General features: G+C 26.7%; 26 protein-coding genes. 21 read left to right on the plus strand and 5 right to left on the minus strand.

Annotated elements, in window-relative coordinates; all coding sequences use genetic code 11:
- The first annotated feature begins 13 nt into the window (after positions 1 to 13).
- From K0039_RS16945 to K0039_RS16965, 5 genes are all read left to right on the plus strand, one after another.
- Entirely contained in the window at positions 14 to 694 is a 681-nt protein-coding gene (locus K0039_RS16945) for a DUF3298 domain-containing protein (RefSeq protein WP_228106258.1), read from the plus strand.
- 22 nt (positions 695 to 716) lie between these two features.
- Entirely contained in the window at positions 717 to 1,232 is a 516-nt protein-coding gene (locus tag K0039_RS16950; protein WP_228106259.1) for an amidase domain-containing protein, read from the plus strand.
- Between the two features lie 94 nt (positions 1,233 to 1,326).
- A complete protein-coding gene (locus K0039_RS16955; RefSeq protein ID WP_228106260.1) occupies positions 1,327 to 2,139 on the plus strand; it encodes an N-acetylmuramoyl-L-alanine amidase family protein in 813 nt (270 codons plus the stop codon).
- 16 nt (positions 2,140 to 2,155) lie between these two features.
- Positions 2,156 to 2,614: a hypothetical protein gene (locus K0039_RS16960; protein WP_228106261.1), complete on the plus strand. Its 459-nt coding sequence runs from the start codon at positions 2,156 to 2,158 to the stop codon at positions 2,612 to 2,614.
- A 111-nt stretch (positions 2,615 to 2,725) separates the two neighbouring features.
- Positions 2,726 to 3,127 carry a hypothetical protein gene (locus tag K0039_RS16965; protein WP_228106262.1) on the plus strand — a complete coding sequence of 134 codons (402 nt, stop codon included), beginning with the start codon at positions 2,726 to 2,728 and terminating at the stop codon, positions 3,125 to 3,127.
- A gap of 63 nt (positions 3,128 to 3,190) precedes the next feature.
- On the opposite strand, the gene K0039_RS16970 is transcribed toward K0039_RS16965, so the two are convergent.
- Genes K0039_RS16970 through K0039_RS16980 form a run of 3 tightly spaced genes read right to left on the minus strand, consistent with a single transcriptional unit; the run spans position 3,191 to position 4,260 of the window.
- A complete protein-coding gene (locus K0039_RS16970; RefSeq protein WP_228106263.1) occupies positions 3,191 to 3,763 on the minus strand; it encodes a manganese catalase family protein in 573 nt (190 codons plus the stop codon).
- Between the two features lie 24 nt (positions 3,764 to 3,787).
- A complete protein-coding gene (locus tag K0039_RS16975; RefSeq protein ID WP_228106264.1) occupies positions 3,788 to 4,054 on the minus strand; it encodes a spore coat protein CotJB in 267 nt (88 codons plus the stop codon).
- Positions 4,054 to 4,260: a spore coat associated protein CotJA gene (locus tag K0039_RS16980; protein WP_228106265.1), complete on the minus strand. Its 207-nt coding sequence runs from the start codon at positions 4,258 to 4,260 to the stop codon at positions 4,054 to 4,056. The genes K0039_RS16975 and K0039_RS16980 overlap by 1 nt, the downstream gene beginning before the upstream one ends.
- A gap of 153 nt (positions 4,261 to 4,413) precedes the next feature.
- Here K0039_RS16980 and K0039_RS16985 point away from each other — a divergent pair, with 153 nt between their 5' ends.
- From K0039_RS16985 to K0039_RS17050, 14 genes are all read left to right on the plus strand, one after another.
- Positions 4,414 to 5,283, plus strand: a complete 870-nt coding sequence (locus K0039_RS16985; protein ID WP_228106266.1) for a tRNA 2-thiocytidine biosynthesis TtcA family protein — start codon at positions 4,414 to 4,416, stop codon at positions 5,281 to 5,283.
- A gap of 95 nt (positions 5,284 to 5,378) precedes the next feature.
- Entirely contained in the window at positions 5,379 to 6,389 is a 1,011-nt protein-coding gene (locus tag K0039_RS16990) for a 3'-5' exonuclease (RefSeq protein ID WP_228106267.1), read from the plus strand.
- 91 nt (positions 6,390 to 6,480) lie between these two features.
- Entirely contained in the window at positions 6,481 to 7,179 is a 699-nt protein-coding gene (locus tag K0039_RS16995; protein ID WP_228106268.1) for an MORN repeat-containing protein, read from the plus strand.
- Between the two features lie 25 nt (positions 7,180 to 7,204).
- Positions 7,205 to 8,134, plus strand: a complete 930-nt coding sequence (locus K0039_RS17000) for a S8 family peptidase (protein WP_228106269.1) — start codon at positions 7,205 to 7,207, stop codon at positions 8,132 to 8,134.
- 176 nt (positions 8,135 to 8,310) lie between these two features.
- Complete coding sequence (gene ftsE, locus K0039_RS17005) at positions 8,311 to 8,982, plus strand: cell division ATP-binding protein FtsE (RefSeq protein ID WP_228106270.1); 672 nt, start codon at positions 8,311 to 8,313, stop codon at positions 8,980 to 8,982.
- Positions 8,982 to 9,878: a permease-like cell division protein FtsX gene (gene ftsX, locus K0039_RS17010; protein WP_228106271.1), complete on the plus strand. Its 897-nt coding sequence runs from the start codon at positions 8,982 to 8,984 to the stop codon at positions 9,876 to 9,878. The genes ftsE and ftsX overlap by 1 nt, the downstream gene beginning before the upstream one ends.
- A 19-nt stretch (positions 9,879 to 9,897) precedes the next feature.
- Positions 9,898 to 10,989, plus strand: a complete 1,092-nt coding sequence (locus tag K0039_RS17015; protein ID WP_228106272.1) for a murein hydrolase activator EnvC family protein — start codon at positions 9,898 to 9,900, stop codon at positions 10,987 to 10,989.
- Positions 10,990 to 11,014: 25 nt separating this feature from the next.
- A complete protein-coding gene (locus K0039_RS17020) occupies positions 11,015 to 11,536 on the plus strand; it encodes a 3'-5' exonuclease (protein WP_228106273.1) in 522 nt (173 codons plus the stop codon).
- 114 nt (positions 11,537 to 11,650) lie between these two features.
- A complete protein-coding gene (locus K0039_RS17025) occupies positions 11,651 to 11,950 on the plus strand; it encodes a hypothetical protein (RefSeq protein WP_228106274.1) in 300 nt (99 codons plus the stop codon).
- Positions 11,941 to 12,963 (plus strand): serine/threonine-protein kinase, encoded by a 1,023-nt coding sequence (locus K0039_RS17030; RefSeq protein ID WP_228106275.1) that lies wholly within the window; start codon positions 11,941 to 11,943, stop codon positions 12,961 to 12,963. Before K0039_RS17025 ends, K0039_RS17030 begins: the two co-directional genes overlap by 10 nt.
- A 255-nt stretch (positions 12,964 to 13,218) precedes the next feature.
- The gene (locus tag K0039_RS17035; RefSeq protein WP_228106276.1) at positions 13,219 to 13,695 is read left to right on the plus strand and encodes a hypothetical protein; all 477 of its coding nucleotides are present in this window, start codon (positions 13,219 to 13,221) and stop codon (positions 13,693 to 13,695) included.
- Between the two features lie 162 nt (positions 13,696 to 13,857).
- The gene (locus K0039_RS17040) at positions 13,858 to 14,760 is read left to right on the plus strand and encodes a transglycosylase domain-containing protein (protein ID WP_228106277.1); all 903 of its coding nucleotides are present in this window, start codon (positions 13,858 to 13,860) and stop codon (positions 14,758 to 14,760) included.
- Between the two features lie 125 nt (positions 14,761 to 14,885).
- The gene (locus tag K0039_RS17045; RefSeq protein WP_228106278.1) at positions 14,886 to 15,302 is read left to right on the plus strand and encodes a DUF3785 family protein; all 417 of its coding nucleotides are present in this window, start codon (positions 14,886 to 14,888) and stop codon (positions 15,300 to 15,302) included.
- 201 nt (positions 15,303 to 15,503) lie between these two features.
- The gene (locus tag K0039_RS17050; RefSeq protein ID WP_228106279.1) at positions 15,504 to 16,190 is read left to right on the plus strand and encodes a YczE/YyaS/YitT family protein; all 687 of its coding nucleotides are present in this window, start codon (positions 15,504 to 15,506) and stop codon (positions 16,188 to 16,190) included.
- Positions 16,191 to 16,248: 58 nt separating this feature from the next.
- Here K0039_RS17050 and K0039_RS17055 read toward each other — a convergent pair whose 3' ends face one another.
- Both K0039_RS17055 and K0039_RS17060 read right to left on the minus strand, forming a co-directional pair.
- The gene (locus tag K0039_RS17055; protein WP_228106280.1) at positions 16,249 to 16,563 is read right to left on the minus strand and encodes a DUF1540 domain-containing protein; all 315 of its coding nucleotides are present in this window, start codon (positions 16,561 to 16,563) and stop codon (positions 16,249 to 16,251) included.
- A gap of 64 nt (positions 16,564 to 16,627) precedes the next feature.
- Entirely contained in the window at positions 16,628 to 17,065 is a 438-nt protein-coding gene (locus tag K0039_RS17060; protein ID WP_228106281.1) for a hypothetical protein, read from the minus strand.
- Positions 17,066 to 17,226: 161 nt separating this feature from the next.
- Between K0039_RS17060 and K0039_RS17065 the strand changes: the two genes are divergently transcribed.
- Entirely contained in the window at positions 17,227 to 18,426 is a 1,200-nt protein-coding gene (locus tag K0039_RS17065; RefSeq protein WP_228106282.1) for a pentapeptide repeat-containing protein, read from the plus strand.
- Between the two features lie 70 nt (positions 18,427 to 18,496).
- A complete protein-coding gene (locus tag K0039_RS17070) occupies positions 18,497 to 20,188 on the plus strand; it encodes a M3 family oligoendopeptidase (RefSeq protein WP_228106283.1) in 1,692 nt (563 codons plus the stop codon).
- Positions 20,189 to 20,227: the final 39 nt, after the last annotated feature.

Genomic DNA, 20,227 nt, shown 5'->3' on the forward strand with positions numbered 1-20,227 from the left:
GAGGACGGCGATTATGGTTGTAATTGCAAAAGAACTTCTACAATACGAGAAAGACTATATTAAATACTATATAAACTTTCCAAAAATATATTATAAACAAGAGAATGACAAAGATTATATAAAAAATGAAATGATAGAAAGTATTAATGAACTTGTTTTTGAAGATATAATGAATTTTATGGGCGTGGTGGAAGATAGCTATAACATAAGTAGTGAAGAATTTATTCATATAAATAGTATTACAGAATTTCAAGTTGGATATGCATCGGATAATATTATGAGTTTAGCTATTGAATTTTCACAATTGGCAGGATTTTATGATATAAGCTATTTAAAAGGTTATAATTACGATTTTAAATTAAAAAAAGAGATTATTTTAAAAGATTTATTTAGGGAAAGTGTAGATTATATAAAAATACTTAAAAAATATATATGGGTTCAAGCTAAAACATTACTTGCTGAATTGCAAAAGAATGAAGATGAGAGCTTATATCATATAGTTGAAGATAATATTTGTTTAGATGAAGAAAATACATTTTATTTTACTTCAGAATATTTGGTATTGCCTTTTTCTTCTTGTGAAATAGATCAAGAAATTTTAAATTTACTTGAATTTAAAATACCTTTTAACAAAATTTATCATTATCTTAGTAAATACGCAATAAAAAATATTGTGAAGAAAATAGTACTTTAGGTATGGGGGGAAATGATGTTTTATGAAGTTTTATGAATATGATAGAATAGCTGCTGTTCAGTATGCAAGAAAATGGGCACTTAGTAGAAATCCCAAATTCCAGGATTATGAAGATTGGGGAGGTAATTGTACCAACTTTATTTCTCAATGTGTAAATGCAGGAGGAGTTCCCATGGACCCTTATGGTGACAATATTATGAAACAGTGGTATTGGTATAGTGATAAAAGGAGAACACCTAGTTGGACGGCGGCACAGCCATTTTTTGAGTATTTTACTGGAAATAACAAAGGTAATACAAAGAATTTTGGAGCATATGCAGCAGAATCTAACTACGATGAGATGGAGTTAGGTGATATTGTTCAATTAATAAAAGATGGGAAAGCATATCATACAATGATCATTACTGGAATATTATTTGACGGAGATAAAGTTCATGATTACCTTGAAAGTCAAAATACTTATGATTTATTAGATTACCCTTTGAGTTTGAAGGTTGGAGAAAGACGATATTTAAAGATATTTGGATACTATATGTAATTTGTAAAGTTGAAAAGAATCTTTCTTGGTGTTAAAATAAATTTATCAGAATTATTTTCATTATATGGGATAATATGCTAAGAAGGGTGAAATTATGGCAAGACAAAACAAAAAAGGAAAACATGGAAAAAAAAGAACTAGGATAAATAAAAGAAAATTGATTCTTTTAACTGTAGGTATATTAATAGTAGTATTTGGTTTATTTAAAGTTTTACAAACTGTATTTTCAGGTATATCTGTGGCAAAGGATAATGTAGGGTCTCTTATTACAGCAGTATTTGGAGCTGGTGAAGACACTAGCAAAGTAAACAAAGAAAAACAATTTGATTTGGAAGAGGAAGGTACTACGGAAAAGAAGAAATATGTAGTATACATTGATGTAGGTCATGGTGGTACAGACGCAGGATACAAAACAAATAATGGAGCTTTAGAAAAGGATTTAGATTTACAAATAAGTAAATTAGTATCATCAAGGCTATCGTCTCAAGGTGATATTAGTGTAGTTGTGTCACGAAATACAGATACTACATTATCTAATAGTGAAAGAGTAGAAGATGCAAATAAGCAAAACGCTGATATTTTTGTATCAATTCATATGACTGGTAATGAAGACAATAATGCAGAAGGCGTTCAAACATTTTATAGAGTTGGAGCGAATGATGCTTCAGATGAACTTGCAACACTGATACAAAAGTCTGTGTCAGCATATGTAGACTTAAAAGATAGAGGAGTTACACCTTTTACATTTGATGTGTTACAAGGCAACAATATGCCAGCAATATTAATACAATGCGGCTTTTTAAGTAATCCTAAAGAAGAAAAAAAATTAATGAATCCTGAGTTCCAAAAAGATTTGGCAGAAGGGATATATCAAGGAATTTTATCTTTTTTAGATACTCAAGGATAAAACAGGAGGAGAAATAATGGAAAATCTACAAGTAAAGAAAGTTTTACTAGAGGAAGCCTTAAGGAAAAAATCTATGGAAAATATGTTTACTATTGTAGAAAAAGATAACCTAGTTTTATTTAGATCTTTTCAAGAAATTTATACTAACAATTGTTTGACAGCAATAATATTAAGTGAATCGGCTTATACAATGATTAACATTTTCTTTGGAAAATTAGCACTAGAAGATAAAAGAGATGAAGTATTAAATTTAATTAATAGCTTGAATACTACTTATACAGCAAATAAATTTGTACTTAGTCAAAGCAATGAACTTATTTTTCAAGTACCTTATATATCCTTAACAGATGATTTTAATGGAGAAGTAGTAATAGACTTGCTTCGTGAGTTGTTAATAATATTGGTAAAAAAAGAATATATTAAGTTTCAAGGCATACTTGGAGATAGTATGGTGATGGACCTTGTGAATAATTAAAAAAAATCCTTAAGCATTTGCTTAGGGATTTTTTAGTTGAAATAATATGTATAAAATATTATATATAGTGGTAATAATCCTAGATAAGAAATTTTAAAGAAGGGATTTATTATGTGTAGGATAACTGATTTTTATCAATATAAATACTGCAGAGGAAATTACTTTATCAATGTATTTATTAATAAAGAGTCAGCAAAAGGAATTAAGTCATTATTAATAGAAAAATTAAAAGAAAAGAATTTAAATGAAGAATATATATGTGTTTATACTATTTTGTTGGACAAAATAAATATAAATATGAAAGAAAGTATTTATGTAAAACTTAGAATAAATAAATGCTATTTACAATATTTAAAGGATTTATATTATGATTTTTATGGTAGAGAAGAAAGTATATATGTTAAAGAAGTAATATGTCATTTACAATATTTCATTGAAGAAGACGGAGATAGTATTTTTAAATTTTATGATTTGATGGAAAATACCAAGATAAGTGCTTTATCAAAAATGTAAATATTAAAGGTTGCAGGTGAAAAATTTTACTTGCAACCTCTTTTAAATATATATTTTTAAATATTAAAATACTTTTTTACAATCGTTGTATTCATAAACATCCATCAAAGCTTCCCCAAATCTTTGATAATGAGTAATTTCTCTTTGGCCTAAAAATCTAAGAGTATCTTTAATGTCAACATTATCAGTTAGGTTTATTAGTTGATAATAAGTAGCAAGAGCTTTTTGTTCAGCGGCCATATCTTCGTGTAAGTTTGTAACAGCGTCACCCATAACAGCTATTGTAGAAGCACTAAAAGGAACACCGTTAGAATCTGCAGGAAAAATACCATGTCCATTTTGAGCATAATTGCTACCTAGACCATATTTTCTCATTTCTTCTGGAGTAGCCCCGTCAGTTAATTGGTAAACCATAGCAGATATCATTTCTGCATGGGCAAGTTCTTCAGTACCTATATCAGTTAATAATGCGATAGTTTTTCCGGTAGGCATAGTATATCTTTGCTGTAGGTATCTAAGTGCTGCTGCTAACTCCCCATTAGGTCCCCCAAGTTGTGTATAAATATATTTAGCCATCTGTAAATCTTTACACTTTAGATTTACTGGAAATTGTAATGCTTTTTCATATATCCACATAAATTTAATCCCCCTATTATATTTTTATTCATAAAATTCTCTTTGCCATGGCCAAGGTTCATCCACCCATCCAAAAGGACAAGAACTACTACTATGACCAAAGTTCATCAAAGGTCCATATTTTTTTTCATATGCTTTTACTGCTTGTTCAAACTGTTGTCCTAATGAGTTATATAAACATATAGCATTCTTATCTGTAGGATTATTATCTAAATATAAATTTAAATCTAAACATGCAAAACAAAGTTCTTGGACTCTAAGCATTTGTTCAGCTCTACTCATACTTGTCATTATCTTCTACCTCCTCTTTTTTTAGGTGATGAATATAATGCAGGATTATACATTTCAGAATCAAATAAGTTTAACTCTGGAAAAATTGTACCGTACTTAAGCGCACATTCAAGATTATATATTTTTGTAAGCACTTGATCATTTACATATGGTCTAGCTAAGCAGTTACCACAGTTTTGTGAAACTCCTCTAGATGTATTTTCCATATTGTCAAAACCTCCTTGTTGAATTAGATATTTCTATCTTAATTCTATACTATTCCGATTATTCGAAATCGTGAGTACTTGCTTGTATAAAACCTATGAAATATGATAAAATTAATTTTATGTATATATATGTAGAGAATATGAGGTGAAAAGATGAGTGAATTAGCAGGAAATGGCTGTCAAATAATAGTACCTTTTGATGAGCGCAAACCTTTGAAAGAAATCGAAAAAAGTATATTAAAAAAATATAGAAAATACACTTGGTCTAAATTTATAAAAGCAATAAAAGATTATAAATTAGTTGAAGAAGGAGATAAAATTGCTGTAGCCATATCTGGAGGTAAAGACAGTTTACTTATGGCAAAAATGTTTCAAGAATTAAAAAGACACGGGCAAGTAAACTTTGAATTAGAATTTATAGCAATGGATCCAGGATACCACAAAGATATAAGACAATTATTAATAGATAACTGTGAATATTTAGAAATACCAATAAAACTATTTGATGCAAACATATTTGAAGTAGCGGATGAAATAGCAAGTGATTATCCTTGTTATATGTGTGCAAGAATGAGAAGAGGGGCATTATATAATAAGGCTGAGGAATTGGGATGTAATAAGTTAGCTTTAGGTCATCATTTTGATGATGTTATAGAAACTACAATGCTTAACTTATTATGTGCTGGAAACTTTAAGACAATGCTTCCAAAGCTTAATTCAACAAACTTCGATGGAATACAAATAATAAGACCTCTTTATTATATAAGAGAAGAAAGTATTATTAAATTTATACAAAATAGTGGAATATGGCCATTAAATTGTGCTTGTATGGTTGCGGCTAAAAAAACAGGAAATAAAAGATATGAAATTAAAGACTTAATTAAATCTTTAGGGGATAACTTTCAAGAGGTTGAAAAATCAATATTTAGATCAGCCCAAAATGTATACTTAGATTCAGTTTTAGGCTGGGAACAAGATGGAGAAAGACATTCCTTCTTAGATAAATTTGAATATGAAGAATAAAATATAAAATAACCGTTGAAATAACAATTCAACGGTTTTTCTTTATACTAATTATGATAAAATATAATTATAGTTATAAAGAGAGGGGAATTATTTTGAAGAAGATTTACATGGATTTTGAAATGAATATGCCAAGTTCCAAAAGTAAGAGGGAGAGTTTTAAAGCGGAGATTATAGCCATAGGTGCCATTAAATATGATACTAAAAGTGGAAAAATAGATAAGTTTAAATCTTTAATCAAACCAGTAACTAATCAAGAAGTATTTCCTCATATTGAGGAACTTACCCACATTACAACTAAAGATTTGGAGACTGCCCCAACTTATGAAAATGTTATGAGAGATTTTAAATCATGGCTTGGTATATATTCAGATATTGAAGGAATTTATACGTTTGGAAATTTAGACTTAACTTGTTTTAATTATACAGATAGATTAAGCTCTCAAAAAAATAATCATCCAAGATTTTTAAGCAATATAAGAAACTTATTTGTGGACATTAAAGATAAGTATATAAATTATGGTATGAAGTGTATGAACTATGTATCTTTAAAAAATCTTTTAGAATATGCAAATGTAAAGTTTTGTGGGGATGCACATGATCCATTGTATGATGCATACAATTTATATATATTAGATAAGGTCTTAGAAGAAAATGATAAAATAAGAAATTTATTAATAATACACGATTTTTTAAAACCACCATTCACTGCCTTAAATGAAGATTTGGAAAATAGACTCGAAGAATATAGACAGTATTTATATAATCAAAATGGGGAATTTGATATTTACTGTATATCTTTAGAAGTTATTAAAACTATTAAACTATATTTATCATCTATAAAAGAAATAAATGTTCATGAGATAGATATTATTCGAGATGTAAGCAAAAAACTAGAATCACTGGATAAATTAAAAGATATAAAAGAAGGTTATTTTTATGTTTTAGATAATTTGTACCTAGATATGAAAGAACTATTAGACGATGCTCTTTTATATAAATTGAATCAACAAGAATATGAGGAAGAAGTTGATAATATAATTGATTTATTTAATGAAGATTTAGAAGTAGAAAATATAACTGAAGTAGCAACAGATATAACGTAAAATGATTTCAAAAGAAATCATTTTTTTGTTTTAAATAATAAATATTATAAATATAAATAAGAAAGAGGATTATGTAAGAGGAGGAGGGTGTATGTTTATAACTACAGTTATAAAAATGTCTACTTTAATAAAAATAATATTTTTTATTGTCCTTGCAGTGATAATAATAAGGTATATAAAAAATATTAAGGCATCAGTGGTAGGAGGTAAAAAAACGATTAATTACTTATTAAGAAGAAACACAAAATCATTCCTTAAAAATAGATACAATATGTTTAATATACATAGTAGAAAAGAAGATGCTAAGGTGTACAACATAAATAGTGATGAGGATGTAATAAGATATGCTAATGGATATATTTATAAAGGTCAAATTAAAAATGGTATAAGAGAAGGTCTTGGAACTTGCTACTTTGCAAATAAGGATGTTTATGAGGGAATGTGGAAAGATGACAAAATGGAATGTGTAGGTAAATATGTATTTGCAGATAAATCCTTTTATAGTGGTGATTTTAAAAATGGATGCAAGGAAGGTATTGGAGTTTATACTTGCGACGATTACAAATATATTGGTCAGTATTATGCAGATAGAAAGGGAAGAGTAGGAACATTCCATCTACCAGAAAATTCATATTTAAAGGTTATTATTGAAAATGGAACAATTGTAGAAGGCACATATATAAGAGAAGGACATGAAGAGGAATATATTTATAATATTGATTTAAGTAATGAAAGAGAAGTAATTAAAAATATTAGATCTTATTTTGTAAGAGATGTTTCTAATATATAATTTAATAATATTGGAGTGAAATATTATGAAAAACCAAAATGATGATTATAAAGTAAAACTTATTCCCTTTATTATGAATCGAGGAGTAAAAAATATAGGAAAAACACCTTATGGAGTAGCCATGATTCAAGCAAAAAATATGTGGAGTGAATCTAGTAGAGGTGAGGGTATAAATATCGCAGTAATAGACTCAGGTTGCGATATTGACCATGAAAGTTTAAAGGACAATATTGTATTTGTTAGAAATTTTACTGATGAAGATAAGAAAAACCCTAATATAGTGATTGATAGAGTTGGTCATGGTACTCATGTGGCAGGAATTATAGCTGCAAATGGAAATAATAATACAGTAGTAGGAGTAGCTCCATGGTCTAATTTATACATTTTAAAAGCTATTGATAGAACTGGAAGTGGAAAAGTAAGCTGGGTAATTAATGCTATAAATTATGCTGTGGATAAGAATGTTGATATTATATCCATGTCTCTTGGTATGCCAAACAATGACCCAAAGCTTGAAAAAGCAATAAAACATGCTGTTAATAATAATATATTAGTAGTATGTGCTGCTGGTAATGAAGGTGATGGAAATGCAGGTGATTTTGAATACTCATATCCAGCATCTTATGTAGATGTAATATCAGTGGGTGCTGTAGATAAAAAAGGGGTTCCTGCTAGCTTTTCAAATGCTAATCTAGTAGTAGACTTGGTAGCTCCAGGGGTAGATGTAGTATCTACTTATCCTAATAATCAATTTGCCAGTTTAAGTGGAACAAGTATGGCAGCACCTCATGTTAGTGGAAGTTTAGCACTACTTAAAAATTGGTCTCATGAAGAATTTCAAAGAGATTTAACTCAAGAAGAGATTTACGCACAACTTATAAAGTATACAAAAAATTTAGGATATCCTAGAACAGTGCAAGGTAATGGATTGATTTATTTAAAAGATAAAAAATAAATAGTTTTTTTAGCTTGAAACTTAATTATAAAAAGTTTCAAGCACTTTTTTTTGGAAAAAATATAAAATTTTATTTTTTACCTCAAAATTTTACAAAAAAATGATATAATAAACTAGAAAGTAACAAAATTGTAACTAATTAGATGCTTAAAATTAAAATACATGGAGTTGAGACAATGATTAAATTTACAAAAGTAGAGAAGCAATACTCTGACGGAAATAAATGTCTACAAGATATAAATCTTAAAATAGATAAAGGAGAATTTATTTTTTTAGTAGGACATTCAGGGGCAGGAAAATCAAGCCTTCTAAAATTGATAACTAGAGAAGAAAAAGTTACAGATGGAACAATTATAGTTAATAAAGAAAACATAACTAATATAAAAAACTCAATGCTACACAAGTACAGAAGAAATATAGGAATAGTTTTTCAAGATTACAGATTAATTAAAGAAAAAACTGTATATGAAAATGTGGAATTAGCACTTAGAGTAGTAGGAGAAAATCCTAAGAATATAAGATATAAGGTTATGGAAGTTTTAGAAAGTGTAGGAATAGCTCATAAATATAAAAAATACCCAGATGAATTATCAGGTGGTGAGTGTCAAAGAGTTGGTATAGCGAGGGCATTAGTAAATAAACCTTCTATTATAATTGCCGATGAGTGCACAGGAAATCTAGATATGGATAATTCTATTTCTATAATGAAGCTACTAGAGGAAATAAATAAAAGAGGTATTACAGTAATCATGGCTACTCATAACTTGGAGTTAGTAAGAGAATTTCCTAGGAGAATTGTTAAAATTGAAGGTGGCAAAATAATTTATGACACAAAGAGGTGCGAATAATGAAGATAATATCAAAAATAACATATAGTTTGAAGCAGGGATTAAAAGGTGTATTTAGTAATAAAACTATGAGTTTAATTTCTGTAGTTTCAGTAACGTCAGTTCTAGCCATACTTGGAATAGTGTTATGTATAGTATTAAATATTAACTCATTTATGGAGAAAACACAAAATGAAGTAAATGAGATAAGAGTAGCTTTAGATTCAAAATTAAGCAAAGATAATAGGTTAAAAGTAAAAGAAGAATTGCAAAAAATAAGTGGAGTTGAAAGCGTTGAGTATCAAACGAAGGATGAAGCTTTTAACAATATGAAAGAAAGTTTTGGTGATGATAAGGAGCTGTTAGAAGGAGTTAAAAATCCTTTGGATGACTATTTTGTAGTAACTATTGCTGATTCTCAGGAAATAAAAACTTTGGCAAATAATATGGAAAAAATAGAAGGTGTTATAGAGGTTCAATATTATGAAGAAATTATGGAAAACTTTATAACAGCTTCAAATACAGTAAAACAATTTGGAGGAATTGTAATAGGATTCCTATTAATAGTTTGTTTAGTATTAATATCTAATACCATAAAAGCCAGAGTATATAGCAAAAAGGAAGAAATACAAGTTATAAAATATATAGGTGGTAGTAATAGATTTGTTATAGCTCCATTTATAGTAGAAGGATGCATAATAGGCTTATTTGGTTCTTTAATATCTCTTGCTATATGTACAGGAATGTATAAGTATGTAGTGGAAAATATGCAAATATCTCTAAATTCAATTATTGGAGATATGATGTTGCCTCTTTCAAGCGTATCCTACTTACTAGTTTTAGTATTATTTGTTACAGGAATAATGGTAGGAATATTAGGAAGTGGACTATCTGTAAAAAAATATTTAAAAGTATAAAAAAATTTGGGGGAAAAGTATGAAGAAAATAATATCAACAGCTTTAATTTGCTCAATGTTATTTTCAGCTAGTAGTACAATATATATTAATGCTGAAAATACAGAAAGCAAGTTAAAAGCTAATCAAGAAAAACAGGATGAATTAGATGTAAAGATAAGAAATTTAAATGAAAAGAAAGAAAAAGTAGAAGAAAAAATTAATCAAGCAAATAAAAAAATAGAAACAATAAATAATGAATCGAAAAAATTAAAAGAAGACATTAAGAAACTAGAAGAAGATATAGCCTCAAATGAAGAAAGCTTAGGAGAAAGATTAAAAGTTATAAACAATAACTATACATTAGGTTATTTAAAGGTTATACTAAGTAGTAATTCTATTTCTGATTTTTTAAATAATGTTTATATAGTACAAGAAGTTGTAGAACAAGATAAACAAATGCTAAAAGATTTAGAATCTGATAAAAGTGAAATAGAAGAGAAAAAAACAACAATAGATAAAAATAAAGAAGAAGCCAAAGTAATTAAAGATGAGTTAGTTAAGGATAAAGAAAGCTTAGATGAAGATAAAGCAGAGCTGAAAAAATTAAAGAACGAATTAGGTAATGAAGAGGAAGCATTAGAAGAAAAGCTACAAAAAATAGCAGCAGAAAATGCTGCGGCTTCTAGTGAATCAAATTCTAGCAAATCAGATTTAAGTAATTCAAGTAATTCAAATGATGTAATATCAAATGGATCATGGCCAGTACCTGGATATAGTACAATATCTTCACCTTTTGGATATAGAATACATCCTGTACTAGGTGTAAGCAAATTACATACAGGAATAGATATACCAGCTCCTACAGGAACTCCAGCAGTAGCTGTTGCTAGTGGAACGGTGATTTACTCAGGTGTTCAGGGAAGTTATGGAAATACAGTAATGATAAGACATGATAATGGACTCGTGTCACTTTATGCTCATAATAGTTCTTTAGTAGTTAAAGTAGGAGATAAGGTTAAAAAAGGACAAGTTGTTACTAAAATAGGAACATCAGGGAGATCAACAGGGCCACATTTACATTTTGAAATTAGAGTAAATGGAACTCCTCAAAACCCATTAAATTACTTATAATCTTTTTGGATAAGGAGTAGTATTTATGCAAGAATATGTGGTAGTAGACTTAGAAACTACAGGACTAGACCCATATAGTGGTTGTGAAATAATAGAAATAGGTATAACAGAAATAAAAAATAATCAAATAGTAAGGAATTATTCAAGATTAGTAAAGCCAGATGCAAATATACCTTCTTTTATAACAGAAATAACTGGTATAACAAATGAAATGGTAGAAAATGAAGAAGGTATAGAAACTGTTTTACCAAGATTTAGAAAATTTTTAAGCGATAGAGTTATGATAGCGCATAATGCCAAATTTGATTTGAAGTTTTTAAATTATTATTTGCAAAAATATAATTTAGAACAAATAGACAATCATATATGTACTCTAGAAATGCTTAAAAAATGTAAATCATATAAAGGAAAAAATAAAAAACTGGAAACTGCATGTAATTATTATAATATTATTAATGAAAATGCTCATAGAGCTGATAGCGATACTAAGGCTACAGCAGAGTTGTTCTTAATAATAAAAGATGAAGTATTTCCAGAAACTATATAATTAAGACTAAGAGCTATAGATAAATCTATAGCTCTTTTTTATATTGGAAATTTTGTGTTCAATAAAAGTATAGATTCATAGTATATATTAGTAGGAATAATAGGGGGATTAGATATGAATCACATTTATGTAAATATTTATACAGATAAAGTTAAGTTTTACATAGTTTACTATGATCAAAATGAGAAAAGACAAATTAAAGATGATGAAATTATATTACCTATTTCTTTTAGTATGGGTGATAAATTATATTATATAAAAAAAATAATAAGCACAATAATAAATCAATATAATATAGAAGCATATTGTTTGGAAGTAGATAGAGATATAGGTGTGGAGATAGTAGATGCAGTAAAGATGGAAGGAGTTCTAGAAGAATTATTCTCAAGTAAAGGAGTAATACTATGGAAATAAGTCCAAAATTAAACTTAAAAATATTACAAAAGATTAATTCAGAAGGTGTAAATTCTGCTTTGTATATAGTTGAAGATAGACAGCTTAACTGTGAGATGATATTAAAGCAAATAGATAAGAAAAAACTAAAAGAATATAATAAATATTTTGAAGAATCTAAAAAGATATCTTCATTAAATCATCCTAATATTATAAAAATTAACTATGCAACTTATGATGATGAGTATATTTATATAACCATGCCTTATTATAGAAAAGGATCTTTAAATCATATATTGGATTCTAGAAGTTTAACAGTAAGGGAAATTATAAAATACTCTTTAGACTTTCTTTCAGCTATTTATTACGTACACGATAATAATATAATTCATTGTGATATAAAACCAAATAATATCCTCATAGATGATAATAATCAAGCTATACTTTGTGATTTTGGCTCTGCAATAAAACTTGATATTCACGGATGTGGTAAGTTGAAAAATGTTTATTATAAACATATAGCTCCAGAACAATGTTTTACATCGACTGTAGATGGCAGTATTGATGTTTACCAAGTTGGAACTACTTTATATAGGATGTGTAATGGGAATGAGGAATATAATAATCAACTTAAGAGATATAAAAATCTAAATGACTTAAAAATAGCCATATCAAAGGGGAAGTTTCCTGTAAGAAAGAAATATTTACCACATATACCTAAATCTTTAATTGAAGTTATAGAAAAATGTTTACAAGTAAATAGAGAAGACAGATATGAAGATATATTAGATATTTTAAATGATTTATCAAAAATTAAGGAAAATCTTGATTGGAGATATGATAAAAGAAGCAAAGATTACTTTACATGGATAAAAGATGATAACTATATTATATTAAAACGAGAGGATAAAATATGGTCAATAGAATCAAATATTATAAAAGATACCAAAAGTAATATGGAAGTAGAAAGTAAGGCTCAAGGATATAGAATAATAAGAAAAATTATAAAAGAGAATCAAAAAAACCTACTTTAATCCGTTCAAGTAGGTTTTTTTATTAAAATATATTATAAAAAGGGGTTTATTAGGGAATATATTTTTTTGGGGAGTAATCAGTTATTGGGGAAATAACTGTATATTTATAATAACAAAATTCGACAAAATGTGCAAGTATTTTTGACAAAAATAATATTTTTTATGAAAATTAATAACATGTTTCAATTGAGAAATAGATGTTTAGAAATATATTTCTAAATATTGGTTAAAATACTTTTAATAAGGAGGAGTATCATGAAAAAGGAACTAATAATTTACATATTTATGCTAATAGTAGTATTTACTTTTAATAATGTATCTTACTCTATTAATAAAAATAACCAATTTCAAAATTCATTATATGTAAATAATATTAATGATAAAGACATTAAAATAGAAATCGCAAATGTGGAAACAATAAATAGTGCAATTAGTTTAGAAGAAATTTATGAATCTTATTCTATTATTACTATGGATATAACTAATAATGGACTAGATAATGTGGAATTATCTAATATAGATTATTTTGTTTATCAAGATAATAAAAAGTTGCAAACATTTATACAAAGTCAAAATAAATATTTAGGATTTGTAGGAACATTATCTAGTGGAGAACAGAAAGAAATAAAAATAGGGGTGGTATTAGAGAAAAAAAATACACCACTTAAGTTAGTTTTTGAGAATTTAAGTGATAGCAAAAAAGAAAAAATTATAAAAGTAATAAATATTTAATTTATTCATGTTAAAAAGATTAAACAATACTTCAAAAATTTATCTTTTTCAACATATTAATCATTTATACCTTACATTTGACACAGTGTAATATTACAATTTTGTACTTTGATTTATTTTAATTTACAATGTATAATTAATTTAACGAGTAAGGAGGTATATATGAGCTATTACGATAGTAGTGATAATAAAATAAGACGAAAAAAAATTAGTTCTAATAATTCAAATAAAAGCAGACATAATGCAGTTAGTACTAAAAATAAACAAGAAATCAATAGAGTTAATAGAAAAGAAATAGATAAAGATTTTGAATTAGAAAAAGAATTATTCTATAAAAAAAGAGATAAAAAAAGACGTAAAAGAAATAATATTATAAAAAAATGTTTAACTATTTTTCTAATGTTAACATTCATAGGAAGTATATTTGCCTCTGTATTAGTAGCTGTTTCACTTAAGGGAACTCCTGATGTGACTAAAGACTTAATTTACAATAGTTATGTAACTCAAAATGTAGTTCCAGTCAATGAAATACCAGATGACTTGAGACAGGCTATTGTTGCCACAGAAGATAAGAGATTTTATAAACATAAAGGAGTCGATTTTAGATCTTTAGCTAGATCTGTTGTTAATAATATTTTATCGGAATCAACACAAGGTGGAAGCACCATTGATATGCAAGTATCAAAAAACTTGTTAACTAGTGAAGAGAGAACTATGAAACGTAAAATTAGAGATATGTATAATGCTATGCAGATGAATAAAATAATGACAAAAGATGAAATCCTATCTGCTTATTTAAATAATATATACTTTGGGAAAGCAAGTTATGGTGTGGCAGATGCAGCAAAAGCTTATTTTGGGAAAAATGTTAGAGATTTAAATTTAGGTGAATGTGCTATGTTAGCAGGAATAACAAATAATCCAGCAAAATTCATGCAACACGATGAGGCAAAAAGAAGGCAAAAAGTCGTGTTAAAACATATGTATGATCAAGGTTATATAAATGATGATGAATATAGGGAAGCTCTTAGTGACCCAACACCTTTTAAATCTGAAATTGCATAAATAATTAAAATGTCAATAAGTAAGACTTGTTGGCATTTTTTAGTATATAGTCTTGATATTTAGTTTTTTCATATTATAATAAAATTAATGCTATTTTAAATTTATAAAATAAAAGAGGTGACTAAATGTTTAAATTTACTTATGATGAAAAAGAATACATATTAAATGATGAAAATTTTGATGAATTAATCAACGATGATGACAAGCCAGTTGAAGGTATTGGTAAGGACATGATTATAGAATTACTAAATAACTCTCCAGAAGAAATAGCATTTGATGAAGAGTTTTATATAGAAGCATGTCCGAAGTGTTTAAAAGGAATAAAAGAGAAAGAAAAATTCTTCCCATTTTTAGAATATCATTTATATATTTACACTAAAGGAGGCAAATATATAATAAGCACTATAGACAAAGATTACCAAGGAAAGTCATTTAACAAACTACATAGAGCAAATCTTGTAAACGATAGTTATATCGTGAGTATAATCATATGTAAACATTGTAATGATTACATAATACAAATAGAAAACTGTGAAGTGTAATAAAACATATATCCTAGACATATCTTTTGATATGTCTTTTTTATAATTCAAATTGCTTAATATGAAAGTAATTTACTAATGCAATGACTCAAGCAACGTAGACATCTAAAGAAGTAGAGAATTTTTATATTTAATTCTTAAATTAGATTACTATTTTTTACATTTATTTGATATGATTAATTGGGGGGAGGGAATAATATCATGAATAAAATAATTAAGGTTACAGCTAGATTATTATTGGGATTTATAGTATACGGATTAGCTATAGTAGTAATGATACATGCAAATATTGGGCTAAGTCCATGGGATGTGCTTCATCAAGGTATCTCTTTAAAAACAGGTCTTACTATGGGGCAAATATCCATAGGAGTGGGAGTTGTAATTATAATAATTGATGCATTTATGGGTGAAGGTATTGGATTTGCTACTTTAGGAAATGTATTTCTTATAGGTACGTTTTTAGATATATTTGAAGGGTTAAATATAGTACCGTATGCAAATAATTTATTTACAGGTATTATTATGATGTTAATAGGAATAATTTTAGCAGCAATAGCTACTGTATTATACTTAAAACCAGCTCTTGGTAGTGGACCTAGAGATGGTTTAATGTTAGCTATAAATAAACGATCATCAAAATCTGTAGGTACAATAAGAACAATTATAGAATTAACAGCATTAACAGTAGGCTGGTTTTTAGGAGGAAGTGTAGGAATTGGTACAATAATAAGTGGATTTGGATTAGGTTATGCTATACAAATTGCTTTTAAAATAAGTCATATTGATTCTAAATTACTAACTCATGAAAGTGTTATTCAAAGTATAAAATCTTTAAAAAGTAAAAATAATATTCAAGTTGAAACTTGTATGGAAGTTGAAGAAGAATAAAAAGAGAAGCTACTATTCGGTAGCTTCTTTTTTATTTTAAAATTTTTATATTAAATATTTATTTTTCAACAAACATATCACAGCTAGCATTACCGCTGTTTATTTTTATTTTTTTTGCGCTACAGTACTTATTATCATTGTATGAGCATTTTATTGCATCGCATTTTATATTTTGTATAGTGGTAGGATCTAACTTATTTTCACCGTAAATAGAACTAGTAAACTGCTGATAGTCCTTTTCTTTAAAAGTAGAACAGTAAGTGTCATCAATATCATCTGCAAGAAAACCATCAATACTTATTCTTCCAGCATAACAATAATTACCATTGTTATGTATACATCTAGTCGCATCACATCTTAAACTGGTATCCAATTTTTAGACCTCCTTCACAAACTATATTAAAAATAATATATGTAAGTTGTATTATTTTATACAATTACTTTTTATTTATTGGAAAACATTTGCTACATAAAACAATCACATCCTTATCTGTTTCTCGGCCTAATTTTTTATTTATATGATATACATCTACATTTTCCATACTATCGCAAATAGTGCAGGTATGGTTGTGTTTTTTTAGAGTATTTTCTTTAAATAATTGCCAATATAATGAGTTAAGATAGTCTTCATATTTAATTCTAAGGCTAGTTTCTAAAAAATCTAAATATAAATAATCTAAATCATAAGTTGTTAAATTAGTGTGTTCCTGATCAAAGAACTTACAACAGTCTGTTGGTTTTGGAATTTTATTATTAATTATACATTTTATATAATATCTAAAGTTTTCATCGGGACCTTCCAAACTTAAATGAGTGCAAAAAGTACAACAGTTCTTTGGTAATTTATCCTCTAAAATTTTATTTTCATTTTTCATAATATCCCTCCAATTTTCTAAAGGAGTAAATTTTTATATATAATACATATTAAAAACTTTTTTATATTATTACAAATTAAAAAACAAAAATATTTAACAATAAAGGATTTTAAAAAATAAAAATCAATATATATATTAAATACTTAAATTAAGGTGATATTATGCAAATCTATGATTTTGATAAGAATAGAAAAATAATAAAAATAGAATTAGAAAAAAGATTTATGAAAAGTAATGAAATAATAAATACTAAAAAAGTAAGATATAGAAGTGACAGTAAATATAAGACAAGTGAAATATACGGTGAAAATAAAGAAATTCTAAATATTGATGAAATAAAATATCCATTTACTCATATTGAAAACAAAACTATAGGAACAAAAAAACTTAATTCTAAACATATATATAAAAGCATATCCAATAAAAATATAGATTACAATAAATTTGTTGGATGCAATTTTAATAATATTAAATTTGAAAACTGTACTTTTTGGGGAAGTGAATTTGAAAACTGTAAATTTTACAATGTAGACTTTTATTATTGTAATTTTGAAGATGAAGAAAAAACTATAGCTTTATTTAAAAAAAATTGTGAATTTGAAAATTGTAATTTTTATAAAACAAATATGAAAAATTTGGTATTCGAATTCACTAAATTTACAGAAGTTAAATTTTCTTTAAGTAGTCTTAGAAATAGTATTTTTAATCAATGCTTTATTGAAAATATAATTTTTTCTGATTGTGATTTAAAATCTATGAAAACTATAAGAACTGATATGAATATACTGATTTTTGAAGATGAATTTACAAGTAAGGTAGATGAAAATACATTTATTGATTTATTAAAATTAAATAAAAAGGATAAAAGCTCTTATGAGAATATATTTAAAGCATATAAAAGCATATCAGGGGTATTTGAAAAAAATAGACTATTTAATTATTCTGGCGAATATTATTATCTTGCAAAATGTGCAGAAAGAAAATCTTTAAAAGGATTTGAAAGATTAAAATCAAATTTTTTTTATTATACTTGTGGATATGGTGAAAGACCGACATTTGCTCTTATATCGTCCTTAGAAATTGTATTAATATTTTCCATAATATATATGTTTTCTGGCCTTTGCGTTAATGAAAGGATAATTCATTATAATTTAAACATATTATCTTATTTGCCAAGAAAACTAATGTATATGGATCTAATAGATTGTTTTTATTTTAGTTTAGTTACATTTACAACTGTGGGTTATGGGGATATATTCCCCATCGGATATAGTGTACTGTTTTCATGTGTGGAAATGTTACTAGGTGTTACTATGGTTGGTGTCTGGACAGCTACTTTAGCTAGAAAAATTACGAGATAAAGATGTAATAATTGGCAAAGTAACCTTGTATATGATAAATTATATTTATTATAAAATTTAGGAGGCAAAAATGAAATTTCAAGATTATAAATATGAAAGACCTAATTATGAAGAAATAAAAAAATCATTTTTAGATTTAGTAAATAAAATAAAATCTGCTGACGATTACAAAGATCAATACGCGTACATAATGGAATTAAACAATATTAGGAAACACATTGAAACCATGTCTACCATAGCTTCAATAAGAAATAGCATAAATACGGCAGATGAATTTTATGAAAAGGAGACAGATTATTGGGATGAACATGGTCCACTTTATACAGAATTAAATTCAGATTTTTATAATGCTATTATTAGTTCTAAATTTAAAGAGAATATAATAAATGATTTTAGTGAACAATTTTATAAAATATGTGAATACTCTTTAAAATCTTTTTCCAAAGAAATAATACCACAATTGCAAGAAGAGAATAAATTAATGTCTAGATATACAAAACTATTAGCTTCAGCAAAAGTTAACTTTAATGAAGAAGAGCTAAATCTATCTGGGCTTTATAAATATATGTTATCCCAAGATAGAAAAGTTAGAGAAGAATCATCTAAAGCTTACTATAATTACTTTGAAATACATGAAGAAGAATTCGATGAAATTTATAATAATTTAGTAAAAATAAGACATGACATAGCTAAAAAACTAGGATTCAGTAATTTTACAGAATTAGGTTATATAAGAATGTATAGAACAGACTACAACCCAGAAATGATAGGTGATTTAAGAAAACAAGTATTAGAATACATAGTGCCTCTTTGTAATAAGTTGTATGAAAAACAAGCTAAAAGATTAAATTTAGATAAATTAACTTATATTGATGAAAATCTAGAATTTTTAGATGGAAATCCTATCATTAAAGGTGACTCAGCTTACATAATAGAAAATGGAATAAAAATGTACAATGAGTTATCAAAAGAAACAAAAGAATTTTTTGATTTTATGCTGGATAATGATCTTATGGATTTAGAAACTAAACATAATAAATCTGCTGGAGGTTATTGTACTTATATTCCAGATTATAAAGCTCCGTTTATTTTCTCTAATTTTAATGGAACTAGCGAAGATATGGATGTATTAACTCATGAAGCAGGACATGCATTCCAATTATTTATGTCTAGATACATAGATATGCAAGAAATAAACTTTCCAACTTTAGATAGTTGTGAAATTCATTCCATGAGTATGGAGTTTATAACGTATCCTTGGATGAATATTTTCTTTAAAGAAGATACTCAAAAATACAAATTTGCTCATTTATGCTCAGCTATAAAATTCTTACCTTATGGAGTTGTAGTAGATGAGTTCCAGCATATTGTTTATGATAATCCTAATATGAGCAAGGATGAAAGAAAAACCGTATGGAGAAATTTAGAGAGAAAATATCTACCACACAGGGATTATGAAGAAAATAAAATATTGGAAAAAGGATGTTGGTTCTTTAAGCAAGGACATATATACAAAGATCCATTTTATTATATTGACTATGTATTAGCACAAATTTGTGCATTCCAATTCCTTAAAAAAATGGAAGAAAACAGACAAGAAGGATGGGAAGATTATTTGAAAATTTGTAAAGTTGGGGGAACGAAGTCTTTTCTACAAATAGTTAAAACTGGTAATTTAATATCTCCTTTTGATAATAACTGCATTGAGCTTATAATAAATAACTTAGAAATGAATATAGAAAAATTTGAAAAAAATTTATAAAAAAAGCTAAGAATATGTAAATTACATATTCTTAGCTTT

This window comes from Terrisporobacter mayombei, assembly GCF_020748465.1.
Taxonomy (GTDB): Bacteria; Bacillota; Clostridia; order Peptostreptococcales; family Peptostreptococcaceae; genus Terrisporobacter; species Terrisporobacter mayombei.